Annotated in this window: 11 protein-coding genes; 2 read left to right on the plus strand and 9 right to left on the minus strand. The window is 64.7% G+C overall.

Translation table 11 applies throughout. From position 1 onward, the window contains the following. Positions 1–102: 102 nt before the first annotated feature. Positions 103–2,613, minus strand: coding sequence for a hypothetical protein (locus tag HND55_07335; protein QKK02470.1), 2,511 nt, complete (start codon positions 2,611–2,613; stop codon positions 103–105). Further along, complete coding sequence (locus HND55_07340; GenBank protein QKK02471.1) at positions 2,603–6,931, minus strand: S8 family serine peptidase; 4,329 nt, start codon at positions 6,929–6,931, stop codon at positions 2,603–2,605. Before HND55_07340 ends, HND55_07335 begins: the two co-directional genes overlap by 11 nt. 228 nt (positions 6,932–7,159) lie before the next feature. Here HND55_07340 and HND55_07345 point away from each other — a divergent pair, with 228 nt between their 5' ends. Further along, positions 7,160–10,432 carry a peptidase S41 gene (locus HND55_07345; GenBank protein QKK02472.1) on the plus strand — a complete coding sequence of 1,091 codons (3,273 nt, stop codon included), beginning with the start codon at positions 7,160–7,162 and terminating at the stop codon, positions 10,430–10,432. Between the two features lie 298 nt (positions 10,433–10,730). Here the strand turns inward: HND55_07345 and gcvP are convergent, their stop codons facing one another. The 4 genes from gcvP to HND55_07365 are packed head-to-tail and all read right to left on the minus strand — an operon-like array spanning position 10,731 to position 15,851. Then, on the minus strand, positions 10,731–13,643 hold the full coding sequence (gene gcvP, locus HND55_07350; GenBank protein QKK02473.1) for an aminomethyl-transferring glycine dehydrogenase: 2,913 nt from the start codon (positions 13,641–13,643) through the stop codon (positions 10,731–10,733). Continuing rightward, positions 13,644–14,543: a protoheme IX farnesyltransferase gene (locus HND55_07355; protein ID QKK02474.1), complete on the minus strand. Its 900-nt coding sequence runs from the start codon at positions 14,541–14,543 to the stop codon at positions 13,644–13,646. Between the two features lie 22 nt (positions 14,544–14,565). Continuing rightward, entirely contained in the window at positions 14,566–15,144 is a 579-nt protein-coding gene (locus HND55_07360; protein QKK02475.1) for a hypothetical protein, read from the minus strand. Then, positions 15,141–15,851 carry an SURF1 family protein gene (locus HND55_07365; protein ID QKK02476.1) on the minus strand — a complete coding sequence of 237 codons (711 nt, stop codon included), beginning with the start codon at positions 15,849–15,851 and terminating at the stop codon, positions 15,141–15,143. Before HND55_07365 ends, HND55_07360 begins: the two co-directional genes overlap by 4 nt. 51 nt (positions 15,852–15,902) lie before the next feature. Here HND55_07365 and HND55_07370 point away from each other — a divergent pair, with 51 nt between their 5' ends. Beyond that, positions 15,903–16,139: a DUF2909 domain-containing protein gene (locus HND55_07370; protein ID QKK02477.1), complete on the plus strand. Its 237-nt coding sequence runs from the start codon at positions 15,903–15,905 to the stop codon at positions 16,137–16,139. A 21-nt stretch (positions 16,140–16,160) separates the two neighbouring features. Here HND55_07370 and HND55_07375 read toward each other — a convergent pair whose 3' ends face one another. The 3 genes from HND55_07375 to HND55_07385 form a co-directional block, all read right to left on the minus strand. Beyond that, positions 16,161–16,649: a peroxiredoxin gene (locus tag HND55_07375; protein QKK02478.1), complete on the minus strand. Its 489-nt coding sequence runs from the start codon at positions 16,647–16,649 to the stop codon at positions 16,161–16,163. An 11-nt stretch (positions 16,650–16,660) separates the two neighbouring features. After that, positions 16,661–17,023: a response regulator gene (locus tag HND55_07380; protein QKK02479.1), complete on the minus strand. Its 363-nt coding sequence runs from the start codon at positions 17,021–17,023 to the stop codon at positions 16,661–16,663. 74 nt (positions 17,024–17,097) lie between these two features. Beyond that, positions 17,098–18,102 carry an oxidoreductase gene (locus tag HND55_07385; protein ID QKK02480.1) on the minus strand — a complete coding sequence of 335 codons (1,005 nt, stop codon included), beginning with the start codon at positions 18,100–18,102 and terminating at the stop codon, positions 17,098–17,100. Positions 18,103–18,105 lie beyond the last annotated feature (3 nt).

The following is an 18,105-nucleotide window of genomic DNA, read 5'->3' on the forward strand; positions in this document are numbered from 1 at the left end:
GCTCCGTCTACAGACCGCTGTGAGCGGCTCACAACTAAAGCCCCCGGCTTTGCCGGGGGATACTTACTGACGGTATCATTGACCCAGTTGATAGCATATCGATCAGTTGCCGCTGTTGTCCTCGAATCGGTCGAGGAAGATCTGCGGCTCGCCGTTGACGACTTCCAGCGTGACACCGACCTCGACAAGCCCGGCCGACGGGTCGTCGGTGGTGACACACAGCAAAGCGTCATACTGGCCCTGGTCCAGGCTTGAGGCATCGATCGTGACCACGATATCGGCGTCTTCGCCTGGCGCCAGGCTGCCGCTGGTCTGATCGATTCCCAGCCAGGCCACGCCGGCCGGATCGACGCAGGTCGGCGGTTCCTGCTTGTGCAGGGTAACCGACACGTTGGACCAGTTCATGCCGCCGGTCCAGGTATCGTCGAATACGAACTGCCAGTCACCCTCGTCGCCGACGCCCGCCTGGCCGAAAACATCCGTGCCAATGTGGCTGCTGGAGTAGCTGCCCGGGCTGCCCGAACCGCTGCCCTGGAAATCCCAGTCAGGGTTGCCGGTGTTGTAACCACCGACCGTGTAATTGCTGCTGTCCGGGGCGGTGATGGTCATGGCCATGTCCGAGGCCCAGGCGCTGCTGCCGAGGTTGGAGACGCTGCCCTCGAAGGTAAAGCCGATCACCTGACCGCGGGTGTCGATGCCGGCGGGAACTGTTTCACTCGCGCTACCGCCGCCGGGCAGCGCAAAGTCGGCAATGTTCAGGGTCTCGTCCAGGGAGGGGTCGTGACCGTCGCCGGCGGCAGCGGGCAGATCGGCCTGCACCGACCAGTTCAGTGAGCCTGAGCTGCCGATGTGCGCGATGGTGAGGGTCTGCTGGACGTTCTGGCCGGCCGGAAGCACGACCGCCATGCTGGCTGGTGTGACGGCGGCCCGCTGCTCGCGCACCCACACTGCTTCGGGGACGCCCGTGTTGCCCTGGCTGTCGGTTGCCTGGAAAAAGAGCAAGCGCGGCAGGCTGAGCGTTTCCTGCGGATCGATAGACGCCTCGAAGGCGCTGACCGAGGCGGCTTCGAGCGGCAGGATGGTGAAGGACTGGGCGGCGAGATTCGGAGGCAGGTCGAAACTGGCCCGTATCTCCTGAATGTCGTGGATTGGATCATTGGCCGGACTTTCGGTGACGCCGTTCCGGTCAAAGCGGGTGTCGTCGGCAATGCCGCTGACCGTCAGGCTGCCGGTCTGGGCATTCCAGACCGCCTGCGCCGCCCGTACGTCCGGACCGGAGGGTGCCTGGTAGGGGCGGGCGGTGGCCTTGGCGGCATAGATCAGGGCCTCGAGCAGGTCGTCCCACATGGCACTCTCGAAGGCGCTGCAGCTCTGGTGAAAATCCGTGCCGAGTTCCCAGGTGTAGGCGGGTACGCCGAATTCGCCGTAGGCATAATCGGGCGTGGTGCCGCCGGCCGAATAGAGGATGTCGCGGCCCACTTCGTAGCCGGTGTGGAAGCCGAATCGCCGGCCCAGCCAGGCCATCTGGTCGTGATTGGGCGCGTGGTTGGCCGCGCCCGAGCCGGCACCTTCCCAGGCAAACATGACCATCTGGCCGTAGGAATGCAGCGAGATGAACAGGCCCTCGGCGTCGGCGGGCACCGGCTCACTGCTGCCGACCGGCCACTGGTCGTCGAAGACCTGCTGGAGGTAGTTCTGGACGGCCTGGGTCTCCGGCTCGGAGTGGGCGGCGCTGCCGCGGTAGGTTTCGTTGCAGGCGCTTGCGCTGGAGAAGGTACCCCAGAAATAGTCGCTGTTGCGGTTGAGGTCGACGCCGGTCGGGCCCGATGGGCAGGCGTTCAGATTGGAGTTCTTGCGCCACATGCTTTCGCCGTTTTCCACTTCACGCCGCCCGTCCGGGTTTTGCTGGGCGATGATGTGAATCTCGCGATGGTCGAGCAGCCAGCGAGCCGTGGGATCGGTGTCGTAGTGGTCGAACAGCCAGTCGGCAAAGCGGGTGGCGGTCTCGGCGGTGGTCAGCTCGCGCGCGTGCTGGGCGGCCATCAGCACGAACGGCGCCTGGTCGTGGGGACTGTTCTGATTGCCCAGCACCAGTACGTGGAGTTCGTCGCCACCGGGCTCGCCGTTGGCTTCCAGCCAGGTCTGGCCAATCGATTCCCAGCGCGCCAGGTCCGGCCGCGATGCAGCCATGGTCGACAGGTCCGCCTTGGTTTCATCGACCGTGCGGTAGCAGGCGTAGCCGGGGATGCCGGCAAGACCCGCGTTACGCCAGGCCCGCGCGTCGACCGAGCGCGCGTAATTGAGCGAGGCCATGCGCCGGGCGTCGAGGCTGGTGCGAAAACCCAGCGCCTCGATGGCGGCGCGCTGACGGGCGTCGACGTACATGCTGACATAGCCGCCGGCGCGATCGACGCCCCAGAAATCGCCCAGTTCGACCAGCCGTTGGTAGCTTTCGCGCTCCACATCGTGGACACGAATCACCTCACCGTTCTGGGCGGATACGCTGGCGCCGGCCAGTAGCAGGGCGCTGGCGGCCAACCAACCAAACCGGCGTACCAGGCCGCGGGGCTGGTTGGACCGGGTCATGGCAATCGCGGCCCGCTCAGTTCGCATTTTCGAAGCGGTCGTCAAAGATCATGTTGTTTCGCACCTCCAGCATAATGGGTACGGTCACGGTTGGCTGCTGACTGTCGTTGGTCGTCAGACACAGGTCCGTCGTATAGCTGCCCGGAGCAAGCCCGCTGGCATCGAACTGCGCGAAGATGCTGTTCTGGTCGCCGGCATCGACCGTGCCGCCGGTATCGGTCAGCGACAGCCAGTCGGTTGTGGCCGGGTTGTAACAGCCGGGCGACGTGTCCAGTGACCAGGACATCTGGATGCCGCCGGCGCCGTTGTCGAGCACCAGTTCGCTGGCCGCCGCGGTGTCGACGACCAGGGCCGGGTTGAGCGCGGCCGGGCTGACCTGGGCGCAGGCGTCGAGTACGACCAGGTCGAAGTCCGCCACTTCGGTATTGCCGGCGCTCAGGCCGACGCCCAGCATCTGCGCGGACGCGTGGCCGCCTTCGCTCACCATGATGTCGACCGGTGATTCATCGGCCGGTATGTCGAGCGTATAGAAGCCGCCGGCGTCGGTGGTGGTGGCGTAGGGGCCACCCAGCTGACCCATCACGTCGACTGCTGCGTTGGCCAGCGCAGCGGGGTTGTTCTGACAATGCCCCAGCGAGGTCACCGTGCCTTCCAGGGTGGCATCCGGCAGGGTGCCGGTCACTTCCAGGTCGACCGGGATCGGCACCATGGCGGCGGCCGGGTCGTTGGTCGTCAGGCACAGATAGCCCAGGTAGTTGCCGTTGCCAAGGGCTGATGCGTCCACGCCGATGGTGACCGTCTCGCTGTTGCCGGCGGCCACGCTGCTGCTGTCGGGCGTGGCCGACAGCCAGTCGACGCTGGTGTACTCGCCGTCGCAGACCGGCAGCGGTGCCTTGTGCAACGTGATCGTGACATCGGTCCAGTTCATGGTGTCGTTCCAGGTGTGATCGAACTGGAACTGCCACTGGCCCTCGTCGAGCTCGCCCTCGGCCCCGAAGATGTCGGTGCCGATATGGGTGCTGGTGTAGGTGCCGTCGTCGGTCGATCCGCCACCGTCGAAATCCCACGGCGGATTGCCGGTCTGATAACCGCCGACACTGAAACTGGCGCCTTCCGGTCCGGTGATCGTCAGCGCCAGATCCGAGGCCCAGGTGGCGGTTCCGGATATGCCGGAGACGGTGCCCTCGAAGGTGAAGCCGACGACCTGGCCGCGGCTGATCAGACCGGCGTTCGCGCTGTCGCTGTGACTGTTGCCGCCGGGCAGCGAAAAACCGGCCAGGTTCAGCGGCTCGTCCAGGGCCGGGTCATGGCTGTCGCGGGGCAGGGCGGCGGTTTCGAGCGCGTCGGTGAGCATCGACCAGGTCAGGTTGCCGGTACCGACATTGCCGACCTGCAGCGTCTGGTCGGCGCTGCCGCCGGCGTTGACTGCGAAGCTGAAGCTGGTGGCCGACAGATCGGCGACCGGCTCCTGGCGGGTGGTGAAGCTGAAGATGGTGCTCCAGACCCCATCACCGCAGAGGTTGTTGCCGGCCACGCGCCAGAAGTACTCGGTATCCAGGGCCAGGTCGCTGGCCGGCGTAAAGCTGGTTCCGGTGACGTTTTCATCGATGACGACCGTACCGAAGCCGGCGTCGGTGGCCACCTGGAGGCGGTAATCGCTGACACCGGTCAGTCCATCCCATGAAAACTCGGGCCTGAGCACCAGGTCGCTGGCGCCATCGGCTGGCGCGAGCTGGCTTGGGGCGGCGGCCAGGGGCTCGTCGAGCGTCAGGGTGAAATCGACCTGATGGACATCGCTGCCGTCATCGCCGGTCAGCGTGAGCGGGTATTCGCCGGTGCTGGCCGAGTCATCCACGGTCACCTGCCAGCTGCTGCCGCCCGGTGCTGCGACGCTGGTCGGCGTCAGCACGCTGCCGACGCCGGCCGGCTCGCCGCTGGAAGCCAGGCTGACCGTGCCGCTGTAGGCGCCGAGCGTGCCCACATCGACGGCGATGGCGGTAACGTCCGTGCCGCTGTCGGGCACGCACATTCCGGCCTGCTCGGGGTCGAGGCCGAGGGTGAAGGTCGGGTCGCCGACGATGCAGTTATAGCAGGCCAGGGCGAAATCCTGGCGGGGCGAACCGGGATTCCACGGGTCGAGGCCGTCACCGGCCAGATCAGTGGCTTCGACGGTGATCGCGACCGCGCCCTGGTGCTGGCCGGGGCTCAGGAAAACGCCTTCCAGGTTGTTCATACCGTCGGCGCTGCCGCCGGTCGCCGACCAGCCGTCACCGCCGATCACGTTGCCGAGATAGGTGCTGCCGTCGGCTTCGACCACCAGGTCGAGGTTGTTGACCCAGGCCGGCGTCGTGCCGCCGAGGCCGGCGCCGGGTGCGTCGGTCCAGGCCAGCATGATGCGGATCGGCTCGGCCGGGTTGACGGCATTCAGGCCCAGCGACCACTGCTCGCCGGCGCTGGTCAAGACTGTTTCCTGGTCGGTCATGTAGACTTCCAGGCCGTGGTTCATGACCTGTTCAAGGTCGATACGTCCGTAGCCCTGGAAGCGGTCCGGACGATGGCCCATGGTGACGCCGTCGGCGTTGGGGTTGCCGACCAGGTTCTGGGCTGCGGCGGTAAAGACTGCCTTGACCAGGGCCGGTGAAGGATTATTGCCGGTCTCGTCAAGGTATTTTTCGGCCCAGACCGATACGCTGCCGGAGACCACGGGCGAGGCCATCGAGGTTCCGCAGAAACTAGCCGAATGCGCGGTATCGGAGGAATTGGTGGTGCTGTCGGTGCTGCAGCCCGGCGCGACGATGTGCGGTACGCGGCGGCCGTCGCAGGCATTGCCGTGCCCGGAGTTTCCGGAAACGCGGAAAATATTGGCGACCTGCGTGCCGTCCGAATTCTGCAGCGAAGTCGAACCGACCGCAAACAGGTTCTTGGCCTCGTCGGGCGAGCCCAGCGAGCTGGGTGCGCAGGCGCCGCTTCCGTCACCATTGCCGTTCATGATCGACCACACGGCCAGTACCGGCTGGTCGCCGGCGGTGTCGGGATCGGCATCGCGGCTGATGAAGTCGATTTCCATGGTCGGAATGTCGTAGCCCTGCGGCGAGCCGGTCGGCCCCCAGGAGTTGTTGGTCAGCAGGGCACCGCTTTTAGCCGAGTCCTGGTAGATCTTGAGCATGCCTTCGGGCACCATGCCGCCGGGCCCGGAGCCGAGAAACGGCTGGTAGACCTGGGTGACGATACTGGCGCCCGGCGCCACGCCCTGACCGCGCAGAAAGCCCTGGAGCAGCGCGCCGGTGGCGCCGGTGCCGGCAATGGCGCCGGCGACATGCGTGCCGTGTGCGTTTGATCCGCTGCCGCCACAGCTGCCGTTGGTGCCGCTGCACGGCGCCATGCGGTCGGCAAGATCGACATGGGTGGTCAGAACCCGCCCGTCGACCACGCCGACGGTGATGCCGGAGCCGTCATAGCCGGTGTTGCTCAGCCAGGTGGCGTAGCCCGGGAAAACCGTGTTCGAGCCATCGTAGTTGCCGACCACTGACTGGTTGCTCATCTCGCCCCGGGGGCCGGCGTCCTGCTGGACGTACTGCACGGTAAAGACGGCCGCTTCCCGAGCCAGGTCCATGTAGGCATCACCGGGCAGATCCATGTGTACCACCCGGAAGTGCGTGTTGAGCGGCGTGATGGCGTGGACGATGCCAAACTGTCCGAGCGTTGACCTGAGCGTCCGCTGATCGACGTGCCGGCTGGCCAGCGCCATGGTCGGTCGCAGCGCCCGGTCGAAGCCGCGAAAGCGTGGCTGGACCCGCCAGTCCGGCAGCATCGGGCCGGTCCAGCGGACCGAGGATCTGCCTGCTGCCAGGCCCATCTGGTCGGCGCTGGCCCAGACGATATGGCTGAACGGATGTAGCGGCTGGACCAGCTGCAGGCCGGTGTTGCGCAACTCGGCCAGCCACTCCGGCCGGATCGGGCCGCTGAACTGGATGAGGTGGAAGTCGCCGGCCGGATCGGGGCGGTAATCGCCGAACAGCGAGTCGAGCGCGGCCTGATCCAGGGGGTCGAAGTGCTCATCGCCCAGCGTCAGATGGAAGGGTCGGTCAACCAGGGTCAGACGCAGCCCCTGGGTCGAGAGCAGACTGATCTGCTCGGTATCAAGCAGGCCCCACTGAAAAGCGCCGTAGTCCATCAGGGTGTCACTCAGGCCGGCGACGACGCGGTCGACTTCGGATGCCGTGTGATGTACGCGCGCCCAGTGGCGTTCGTCAGCATGAACCGGGGACAGCGCCGTCAGCGCAAGCAGCGTGAGGGCGATCATCAGGGCGGCTGGCACGGATCGGCCGGGGCGGGGTCGTTGCATGGGACGTTTTCCTGTTGTTCTGTTATCGTCTGGGCGGTCCGGCTTGATCCCGGCCGCCGCTGGCATAACGGCCGATGTTAATGGAACCCGGCCTTTATTTCATCCCGACTTGTGTGATCTGATTCACAAGTTGATGACACCATGACTTTGTTCACGGGTTTGATGCGGGTTGGCGGGCTATGATATTTGGCCGCTGAACGAAGCGTTTTCCGTGCAGGAGCCAAAGCCTTGAAAAAAACCGATTGCGTGCGCCTTCTTTGTCTGTTTGCCGTGTCCTTGCTGGCCTTGCCGGCTCTGGCCGAAACCCGGTTGCTGAGATTCCCCGACGTTTACGCCGACCGGGTCGTGTTCAGCCATGGCGGGGACTTGTGGTCTGCCCCGGTCGATGGCGGGACGGCCTGGCGGTTGACGTCCCATCCGGGCCTCGAGTTGTTCGCGAAGTTCTCCCCGGACGGTCGCTGGATCGCGTTTACCGGGCAGTACGGTGGCGACGAGCAGGTGTATGTCATGCCGGCCAATGGCGGCGAGCCGCGCCAGCTGACCTGGTATCCGGCGACCGGGCCACTGCCGCCGCGCTGGGGCTACGACAACCAGGTCCACGGCTGGACACCTGCGGGCGATGCGATCGTGTATCGTTCGCAGCGCGATGCCTGGGGTTCGTCGTCCGCGCGGCTCTTTACGGTCGGCGTCGAGGGCGGCCTGCCTGAGCCGCTGCCGATGCCTGTCTCCGGCGCCGGGACGTTTACCGACGATGGCCGCATTTTCTACTCACCGCTGTTCCGTGATTTTCGCACCTGGAAGCGCTACCAGGGCGGCTGGGCACAGGATCTGTGGCTGTTCGACCCCGGCAGTAACAATGCGCGCCAGCTCACCGAGCATCCACGCACCGAAAGAGACCCGATGTGGATCGAAGGGCGCGGCTACTTTGTTTCCGACCGCGACGGCAAGCTCAACCTCTACCGCGTCGATCCCGACAGCCGCGAGATCGTGCAGTTGACCTTTCACGATGATTTTGACGTTCGATGGGCCAGTGCCGATGATGCAGGTCGCATCGTCTACGAGCACGGCGGAGTGCTGCGCGTATTCGATGTGGGTACGGGCGAGGACCGCGGGATCAGGATCCACGTACCCGACGATGGCATCAACCGGCGTGAGCGCGTGGTCGACGTGTCGGGGCAGATACACGGTGCGCGCCTGAGCCCGACCGGCCAGCGCGTCTTGTTCGAGGCCCGCGGCGATCTGTTCAACGCCCCCGTTGACCAGGGCGTCGCCCGCAACCTGACCGGGCGCTCGAGCGCCCACGACCGTGAGGCCGACTGGTCGCCGGACGGGCAGACTATCGTGTTCGTTTCCGATGCCGGCGGCGAGGAAGCACTCTACCGCGTGCCGGCGGACGGCAGCGCCGCGCCGAGGCAGCTGACCGCAGGCCTTGAAACCCGGTTCTATCGCCCGCGCTTTTCACCCGACGGCGATCACATCGCGATCTCCGACAAGGACGGTATCATCTACGTCCTGCCGGCCGACGGCGGCGACCTTGTCCGCGTCGCCCGCGATGAAGGCTGGCGCAACCGCGACTATGTCTGGTCGCCGGACGGCGCCTGGCTGGCGTTCAGCCTGACCGAGCCCTCTGGCCTGCGCGCGCTTCATCTGTACAGTGTCGAAGATGGCGAAAGCCGCCGGCTGACCGAGGGCCTGTTTGCCGAGTACGGTCCGGCGTTCTCGCCGGACGGCAAGTTTCTCTACTTTTTGGCCGACCGCGAGTTTGCCCCGCAGATCTCCGGCCGCGAGTGGAATTACGCGACCAACCGGGTGACCGGCATCTATGCCTTCATGCTCGATCCGGACACGGACAATCCCTTTGCGCCCGAAGACGCCGAGGAAAAGGGCCTCGACGCCGGGTCCGAAAACGACAAGGCCAATGGCGACAAGGGAAGCAGTGAGGATAGGCGCAAACCGGTCATGATCGAGTTCGACGGACTTGCCGACCGCCTGCTGCGCGTACCGGTCGATGCCGGCAACTACACCGGCCTCGTGGTGGCCGAAAACGGCATCCTGTTCGGCGAGTACGACGCGTTCTACTATGGCCGTGCACCACAAAACCCGCCGCGGCTGAAGCTGTTCAAGTTCGAGGACCGGAAAGTCGTCGATTTCGTCTCTGGCGTCAACAGCGTCGATGCCAGCCTCGACGGCAAGCGCGTGCTGGTTCGAAAGGGCGGCGCCTGGAGCGTCCATGAGATCGCCAGTGAAGGCCGCGAGCCCGAGGACGTGGTCACGGCTGGTCTGCGGATGCGCGTCGATCCGGTGGCCGAGTGGGCGACCATCTTCGACGAGGTCTGGCGCCGATTCCGCGATCACTTCTATGTCGAGAACATGCACGGCTATGACTGGGAGGAGCTGCGGGAGCGTTACCGGCCATTGCTCGAGCATGTCGCCCACCGCAGCGATCTCAATTACCTGATGGGGGAGATGATCGCCGAGCTGAACGTCTCGCATGCGTATGTTTCCGGGGGCGACGAGGGTCTGCCCGAGCGGCCGCATGTGGCCTTGCTGGGTGCCCGCTTCGAGGTGGACGGAGAACGCTACCGCATTGCCCGTATTCTGGCAGGACAAAACGACGAGCCGCGCTACCGATCGCCGCTGACTGTCGCCGGCGTGGACGTTTCGGAGGGCGATTACATCCTCTCTATCAACGGCCAGGCGCTGACCGCCGGCGAGAACGTCTATCGTCGCCTGACCCTGCCTGCCGGTCAGGCCGTGGCCCTGGCCGTTGCCTCCAGTGCCGATGGTGGCGACGCGCGCGAGGTGCTGGTCGAGCCGATCGATGACGAGACTTCGCTGCATTACCTGGCCTGGGTGCTCGACAACCATCGTCGGGTCAGCGAGGCCAGCAACGGCCGCGTCGGTTACCTGCATATTCCGGACATGGGGCCCAACGGCATCCGCGAGTTCATCAAATGGTTCTACGGGCAGATTCGCAAGGACGGCCTGGTTGTCGACGTTCGCTCCAACGGCGGTGGCAACGTCTCGCAAATGCTGATCGAGCGCCTGGCCCGCAAGCCGCTGTCCCTGGGATACTCGCGCACCCAGCCGAACGTCGGCACGTATCCCAACCAGGCCTTCAACGGCCACATGGCGGCCATCCTGGACGAGAACTCGGCGTCTGATGGCGACATCTTCCCCTGGCAATTCCGAAATGCCGGCCTCGGCCCGCTGATCGGCAAGAAGAGCTGGGGCGGGGTGGTCGGCATCACCAGCCACGGCCCGGTCATCGACGGCGGCTCGGTCAACGTGCCCGAGTTCGGGTTTCTCAACACCGAGGGTGAATGGGTCATCGAGGGCGAGGGCGTCGAGCCGGATATCGAGGTCGAGAACGATCCGGCCAGCGTGATCGCCGGCGAGGATCCGCAGCTCGAGCGCGCCATCGAGGAAGTCATGAAGCGGATCGAGGCCGATCCCCCGCGTTTCCCGGAGCGTCCCGAGCCGCCCGTCAAGATTGACTAACGGCTTTCGGTCGGAGCCGCGTTCACCCCGGCCGGGGAGCGAGTGCTCTGCGAAGCGCGGGGCGGGCTTGGGGCTGAACCGCTTCTGCGGTGGACGGGTGATATTCGCTTCAGTTCGACGCGGTGGCGAGGCCTTCAGCGAATATCACCCGTCCACCGCAACCGCTCTGTGTCTACGACCCCATTCTTTTCACTTGCCACGACAGCTCTCGGCGCTGGTTGGCCTGCTGAGGGCCTCGCCACCGCGTCGAACCGAAGCAGGTCAACCAGCGCCGAGAGCCGGCCCCCGACCAACACCCTCAACCGGCCTCGAGCCAGTCTTCCATCGGCGGGCAGGAGCAGACCAGATTGCGGTCGCCGTAAACATTGTCGACGCGCCCGACCGGGGCGAAGTACTTGCCCAGCCTGAGTTCCCTGACCGGCCAGCCGGCCTCCTGTCGAGTGTAGGCATGGGGCCAGTCGTCCGAGCTCAGTTCCTGAAGCGTGTGCGGCGCGTTCCGCAGGGGATTGTCTTCGGCATCCCACTCGCCGCTGGCCACGCGCTCGATCTCTCCGCGGATGGCGATCATCGCCTCAATGAAACGGTCAAGTTCCTGCTTCGATTCGCTTTCGGTCGGTTCAATCATCAGCGTGCCGGGCACCGGCCAGGACATGGTTGGTGCGTGAAAACCATAGTCGATCAGGCGCTTGGCGACGTCTTCTTCGGTAATACCGGCCTGCTCCTTGAACGGACGCAGATCCACGATGCACTCGTGGGCGATACGTCCGTTGCGCCCCGTGTAGAGAATATCGTAGTGACTGGCCAGACGTGTGGCGAGATAGTTGGCATTGAGGATGGCCACCTCGGTGGCTTGTTTGAGTCCGTCGCTGCCCATCAGACGAATATAGATCCAGGGAATGGGCAGAATGCCTGCGCTGCCCCAGGGCGCGGCAGCCACGGGCGGGTTGGCGCCGTACTCGGGACCAAGCAGACCGCTGCCGTGCCCCGGCAGAAACGGCACGAGGTGTCGGCGTACGCCAACCGGGCCGATGCCGGGGCCGCCGCCACCGTGCGGGATGCAGAAGGTCTTGTGCAGGTTCAGGTGACAGACGTCGGCGTATTCGGCGATCTTCGACCAGCCGACCAGGGCGTTGAGGTTGGCTCCGTCCAGGTAGACCAGGCCGCCGGCGTTACGCACTCGCTGACAGATATCGACGACGTCTTCCTCGAACACGCCATGTGTCGACGGATAGGTGATCATCAGCGCCGCCAGCCGGTCACGATGCGCCTCGATGCGGCGCTCGAGGTCCTCCAGATCGATATTGCCCTGACGGTCGCACGCCACGACGACAATCTCCATCCCGGTCATCTGGGCGCTGGCTGGGTTGGTACCGTGCGCCGAGGCAGGAATCAGGCAGATGTTTCGGTGTCCCTCGCCGTTATGCTCGTGCCAGGCCTTGATGGTCAGCAGCCCGGCATACTCGCCCTGGGAGCCGGCGTTAGGCTGCAGTGAAACGGCGGCAAATCCCGTGATTTCACGCAGCATTCCCTCCAGGTCGTCGATCAGGTTATGGTAACCGCGCGCCTGGTCCCAGGGACAGAAGGGATGCAGCTCGGCAAACTCCGGCCAGGTGATCGGAATCATCTCGGCCGTTGCGTTGAGCTTCATCGTGCATGACCCCAGCGGGATCATGGCGTGAGTCAGGCTGAGATCGCGGTTCTCGAGCCGCTTGAGATAGCGCAGCATTTCGGTTTCGGAGTGATAGCGACCGAATACCTCATGCTCGAGAAACGCTGTACTGCGGCGCAAGGACTCCGGTATGGCCTGCATGTCGGCCGGCAGCTGGTTGTCGAGTTCGGCGATACTGCTTGGTTCTCCGCCGCTGAAAATCTTGAGCAGTCGTGCCAGATGATAGCGACGCGTGCGCTCGTTGACGCTGATGCCGATGTATCCTTCGCGGTCGGCGCGCAGGTTGATTCCGGCGCGCTGGGCGCGATGCAGCAGGGCCTGACGTTTTGGTTCGCCGACCTCAACCGACAGGGTGTCAAAAAAAACATCGTGTTCCAGCCTGAAACCCAGCTGCTGGATGGCCGTGGCCAGAATACAGGTCTGGCGATGGATGCGGCGGGCAATTTTCTCCAGGCCCTTGGCGCCGTGCCAGACGGCGTAGAAGCCGGCCATCACTGCCAGCAGTGCCTGGGCGGTGCAGATGTTGCTCATGGCCTTTTCGCGGCGGATATGCTGCTCGCGCGTTTGCAGGGCCATGCGCAGTGCCGGGTTGCCGTGGCGGTCCCTGGATACTCCGATGATGCGGCCAGGCACACTGCGGCGGTAGGACTCACGGGTGGCGAAGAAGGCCGCGTGCGGTCCGCCGTAGGCCATCGGCACGCCGAAGCGCTGAGCGCTGCCGATGACGCAGTCGGCGCCGGCCTCGCCCGGCGGCTTGAGCATGACCAGAGCCATCAGGTCAGCGGCCACTGCCAGCAGCGCGCCGCGGTCGTGCAGTGTTTGCGCCAGTCCGTCGAGCGCCCTGAGACCGCCGTTGGCGGCAGGATACTGGGTCAGTGCGCCAAAACAGTCCGTGGCTGCCGCTGCGTCTTCGATATCTTCACAGACCTGCACGTCGATGCCCAGATGGCGGCCTCGATTGACGACCACGTCGATGGTCTGTGGCAGGCATGCGGCGTCGACCAGAAAGACATCATTGTCCCGCTTGTGATTGACGCGGCGAAGCATGGCCATGGCTTCTGCCGCGGCGGTGGCCTCGTCGAGCAGGGAGGCGTTGGCCAGCTCCATGCCGGTCAGGTCCATGACCATCTGCTGGAAATTGAGCAAGCCTTCCAGTCGCCCCTGTGAAATCTCGGCCTGGTAGGGCGTATAGGCGGTGTACCAGCCGGGGTTTTCAAGAACGTTACGCTGGATCACCGGCGGCGCCAGGGTCGGGTGATAGCCGAGGCCGATCATGCTGTGATTGACGGTGTTGGCCTCAGCCATTTCGCGAATCTGCTCGAGCACACGTTCCTCGTTATCGCTGGGCGGTAGATCCAGGGGCTGGCTCTGACGGATGCTGCCCGGCATGGTCTCGTGCATCAGCGCCTCGAGCGAGGCCGCCCCGACAGTGTCCAGCATGCCCCGTGTGTCGTTGCTGCGGGGTCCGATATGCCGGGTCAGAAATTCATCATGCGATTCAAAATGATGAAGCGGTGATGGGTGTCCGGAACGGTCGGTCATTCAGGTCAGTCCTTGAGCGCTTGTCGGAAAAAAATGATGATCGATCAGCAGGAAGGCAAACAGGGCCATCAGGTAGATCACCGAGTAGTTGAACATGTGCATGGCCAGCTGCTCGTTGCGAGAGCGCATGAGGGCGATGGCGTAGCCCAGGAATCCGGCATTGAGCACGAGCACGCCGGCCAGGTAGGCCAGGCCACTCATGCCGGTCAGCCAGGGTAGCAGGGTGACCAGCAGCAGCATGATGGTATAGAACAGAATCTGCCAGCGCGTGAACGCAACGCCGTGCGTGACCGGTAACATCGGCACGTCGGCAGCGGCGTAATCGTGTCGCCGATAGATCGCCAGCGCCCAGAAATGTGGCGGTGTCCAGACGAATACAATCAGGAAAAGAACCAGGGCATACGGATGCACTTCGCCGGTCACGGCGGCCCATCCAAGCACCGGGGGTGCCGCCCCGGCGGCGCCTCCGATAACGATGTTCTGCGGGGTGGCACGCTTGAGCCAGGCGGTGTAGATGACGGCATAGCCAATCAGGCTGGCAAAGGTAAGCAATGCAGTCAGCGGGTTGACCAGCACCACCAGGACGGCCATCGATACAACGGCCAGACCCAGCGCAAATGACAGCACCTGCCTGCGGTCGAGCTGGTTTTGCGGTAGCGGCCGGTTGCGGGTGCGGGCCATGATTCGGTCGGCGCGTTCGTCCAGCAGATGGTTGATTGCCGCTGCCGAACACGCGGCCAGGCCGATGCCCAGGGTGCCCCAGACCAGTGCCGGCAAGGGAATCATGCCGGGTGTGGCCAGCGCCATGCCTACGACGGCGGTGAACACGATCAGCGCGACAACGCGCAGCTTGCACAGCGCCAGGAAGTGCCGGATTTTGAGCCGGACTGAGTGAGTCATGATGCAGGCAGGCGCGTGTCGATCACTGCGCGTCGGTCCGGGTCCAGGTCAGGAGCCGGGAAAGATCACGCCGCATGCCGTTGAAATCCGTGTCTGCAGGGTAGCGCAATATTATATGCCGGCGCGGGTCGATGATGTAGCTGACGACATCCGCGGATTGGACGGGCAGCCCGGACGAGAGGCTGCGCCCGGCGGCACCGTCGATGATAGCGATAGGATCTGACAGTGCCTCGATCTGCGCCCGAGTCGAGCTGTCCAGGGCGACCGGAGTGACCAGCAACAGGCCGATTTCCGGCTGGTGCCGGTTCTGGGCCCGCCGCACCTGACGCAACCAGTACAACGACTCGAGACAGTCCTGATCGCAGCCGTTACGGCGATAGTGCAGCAGCTGCCAGTCGACGCTGATCAAATGATCACGGCCTGGCCGATCCGCCTGTTCGGGCGCCTCGATTTTGGGCAATCGTGGTGGCGGCTCGAGCAGTTCGCCGTGGTTCCGGGTTTGGGCCGGCTCCCACTCCAGCCACTGGCTGTGCAGGAGGACAGCCAGAACGACCGGTGTCAGGAAAACAGCCGCCAGGGCAATGAGCGTGGTTCGATTCATGCGGTCTTGAAGCTCCGGATGGTCAGCGTGATCCAGATCAGGGCGATGACGAGGGCCATTGTGAGCCACTGCCAGGCGTAGGCGCGGTGGCGGTCCGGGCCGAAGACAACCGGTTGCCATGGATCGCCGGTCAGATGCGCCGGATGCGCCGGGTCAAGGAGGATGATTCGCTCACTGACCAGGCCGGGAAACACCTCTGCGACAGGACCGAGATCCAGGTAAGTCATCAGATTGGGCCACTGGTCGGGGTTGACAACCGCGTTCCCGCCGAGCTTAAGACCCGGCTCGGGGGGATAGCCGAGGCGGCCGCTGATCGTCACCGTTCCGGTCGGGATGTCAGGGTTGGGCAGGCGCTGTTCCAGGCGATTGAAGGAGTGCCAGCCCCGGTTGACCAGCCACAGCGACGGCTGGTTGTCGGGCCGGAACGGAGTGAACACGTGTACGCCGGCCTGTCCGTTGCGCACCTGGTTGTCGAGCAGCAGCTGGCGTTGCTGGTCAAAACGGCCGGTGGCGGTGACGCGCGTGAAGATCGGCGAATGCGTCAGGTCGCGATCAAGTGTCCGGAGGGGTGCCTCGCTCCAGCCCGCGGTGAGTTCGCGCTTGTATTCGGCCCGATCGAACTGCCACATCGCCAGCCATACCGTTAGCGCCAGCGCGCCGATGGCTGCGACGTGGGGCAGCAGTGACGGCCGTGTTCGCATGCTCATGTCACCGTGCCCCTATAATGGGCCGAAATCATTTCGGAATACGCAGTCTTGTTGAGCAAGGTTCTGATACTCGCGGCGTTCGCCGTCATCCTGTATACGCTGGCGTCCAGTTTCTACTTTCTGGTGCATGACTCGGGTGAAGGCGAGCGCACGGTGCGCCGACTGAGCTGGCGGGTCGGCCTGTCGCTCGGTCTGGTCATACTGATGTGGGTCGGATTCCAGGCCGGATGGATCGAGCCACAGGGTGTCAACCCGGTGCGCTACCCGACACCGGGCGCCGGCGACTGAGACGTCCGTTGGCGCCTGGGGTCAGCCCTTCAGGTGCTGAAGCACCGATTCGGCGCTCGAGACACGAAACTCGCCTGGCTGTTCGACGAGCAGGTGGCGCACGACACCGTCCTCGATGACCATGGCAAAGCGCTGTGACCGCTGACCCATTCCGAATCCGGAGGCGTCCATCTCCAGTCCCAGGGCGCGCGTGAATTCCCCGTTGCCGTCGGCGGCCATGGTGATCTCGTCTTCGACCCCGACGGCCTGGGCCCAGGCCTGCATGACGAAAATGTCGTTGACTGCAACGCACACGATGCGATTGACGCCCGCCTGACGCAATTCGGCCGCCCGCTCGATGAAACCCGGCAGGTGCTGCGCCGAGCAGGTGGGCGTGAACGCGCCGGGCACGGCAAACAGGACCGAGCGACCGATCCCCAGCAGCTCGACGCTGGAGCGGGTTGCAGGCCCGCTATCGGTCATGACGGTCAGTGTGGCCTCGGGCAGACGCTCACCCACGGCAATGGTCATGTCAGTTCACCTTACTTCAAAGCTTCGTTGATGGCGTTGAGCAGCACTTTCTTGTCGACCGGCTTGGTGATGTAGGCTGCGGCACCCTGGCGCATGCCCCAGATCCGGTCGGTTTCCTGATCCTTGGTGGTCACGAAAATGATTGGGATGTTCGCCGTTTTCTCGTCCTTGCTGATCTTGCGCGTCGCCTGAAAGCCGTTGACGCCCGGCATGACGATATCCATCAGGATCACGTCAGGCAGGTGTGCTCTTGCCTGCTCGACGCCTTCTTCACCGCTGCTGGCAGTGACTGCTTCGTGCCCGCCGCCCTCGACGATCTTCTTGATCGCGTACAGGTGGGTTTCGGAGTCGTCTACGATGAGAATCTTAGCCATAGCTTTCCCTTTTTGGAGTCTTTACGCACCAGTTGCACATCAGGTGCATCATACCCGATGCGAGTGCGGGATGCTCAAACCAGCCGGACCGGAATCCGGCCGTGGCCCTGACCCTCTAGCAATCGGTCAAAGGCATCGGGCAGATCCGCCAGGCCGATCGGGTCGCCGGCGATCCGGTCGAGATGACGGGGTTTCCAGTCTCCGGCCAGTTGCTGCCACAACCGTTCGCGGATCGGGTACGGGCAGCCTGCGGAATTGATGCCAAGCAGGCAATTGCCGCGGATGATAAACGGCATCACCGTCGTGTGCAGGCCGATTCCGCCGGCCATGCCACAAGCGGCAAGATTGCCCCAGGGATGAATGACCCGGGTCAGGCCGGCCAGCATGTCGCCACCGACGCTGTCAAGCGCGCCGGCAAAGCGGGCCGAGGCCAGCGGGCTCTCGGGCCAGTACAGTTCGTGTCGCGAAATGCACTGGTCGGCACCGAGTTCGTGCAGCCACTCGAAGGCCGCCTCCTTGCCGGATATGGCCGTGACCTGGTAGCCCGCTTTGGAGAAGATGTCGATGGCCAGTGAACCGACGCCACCGGTTGCGCCGGTAATGGCAATTGGCCCCATGTCAGGCGTCTGGCCGTTCTGCTCCATCCGCCACAGCCCGAGCGCCGCGGTGAAGCCGGCCGTGCCGAGCGCCATCGCCTCGCCAAGATCCAGACCTTCGGGCAGCGGCACCAGCCATTCGGACGGCACGCGCAGGTACTCGCTGTAGCCGCCGTCACGGGTCTCGGACAGGCCGCAGCCCGTGATCAGGACTTCGTCTCCTTCACGAAAACGTTTGTTGTCGCTGTGGACAACCGTACCGGCTGCATCGATTCCGCCGTTGAGCGGAAACCGTCGCAGAATCTTGCCTTTGCCGGTGCCGGCCAGCGCATCCTTGTAGTTCACGCTGGAATAGGCAACCTGGATGGCCACATCGCCGTCGGACTGCTCGTCGAGCGACTGCTCGACCAGCTCGGCCCGGTAGCCGTCCTCGTCGTCGTGGATGCGGAAGGCGCGGAAGGTGTCCGGGATCGCGTTGGCCATGAT

It is taken from the genome of Pseudomonadota bacterium, from assembly GCA_013285445.1.
Lineage (GTDB): Bacteria > Pseudomonadota > Gammaproteobacteria > Xanthomonadales > Wenzhouxiangellaceae > Wenzhouxiangella.

Excerpts from the sequence above, each read along its gene's own strand:
- HND55_07335 (QKK02470.1), bottom strand. The coding sequence starts at position 2,613 with ATGCGAACTGAGCGGGCCGCGATTGCCATGACCCGGTCCAACCAGCCC.
- HND55_07340 (QKK02471.1), bottom strand. The coding sequence starts at position 6,931 with ATGCAACGACCCCGCCCCGGCCGATCCGTGCCAGCCGCCCTGATGATC.
- HND55_07355 (QKK02474.1), bottom strand. The coding sequence starts at position 14,543 with ATGACTCACTCAGTCCGGCTCAAAATCCGGCACTTCCTGGCGCTGTGC.
- HND55_07360 (QKK02475.1), bottom strand. The coding sequence starts at position 15,144 with ATGAATCGAACCACGCTCATTGCCCTGGCGGCTGTTTTCCTGACACCG.
- HND55_07380 (QKK02479.1), bottom strand. The coding sequence starts at position 17,023 with ATGGCTAAGATTCTCATCGTAGACGACTCCGAAACCCACCTGTACGCG.
- HND55_07385 (QKK02480.1), bottom strand. The coding sequence starts at position 18,102 with ATGGCCAACGCGATCCCGGACACCTTCCGCGCCTTCCGCATCCACGAC.
- gcvP (QKK02473.1), bottom strand. The coding sequence starts at position 13,643 with ATGACCGACCGTTCCGGACACCCATCACCGCTTCATCATTTTGAATCG.
- HND55_07375 (QKK02478.1), bottom strand. The coding sequence starts at position 16,649 with ATGACCATTGCCGTGGGTGAGCGTCTGCCCGAGGCCACACTGACCGTC.
- HND55_07365 (QKK02476.1), bottom strand. The coding sequence starts at position 15,851 with ATGAGCATGCGAACACGGCCGTCACTGCTGCCCCACGTCGCAGCCATC.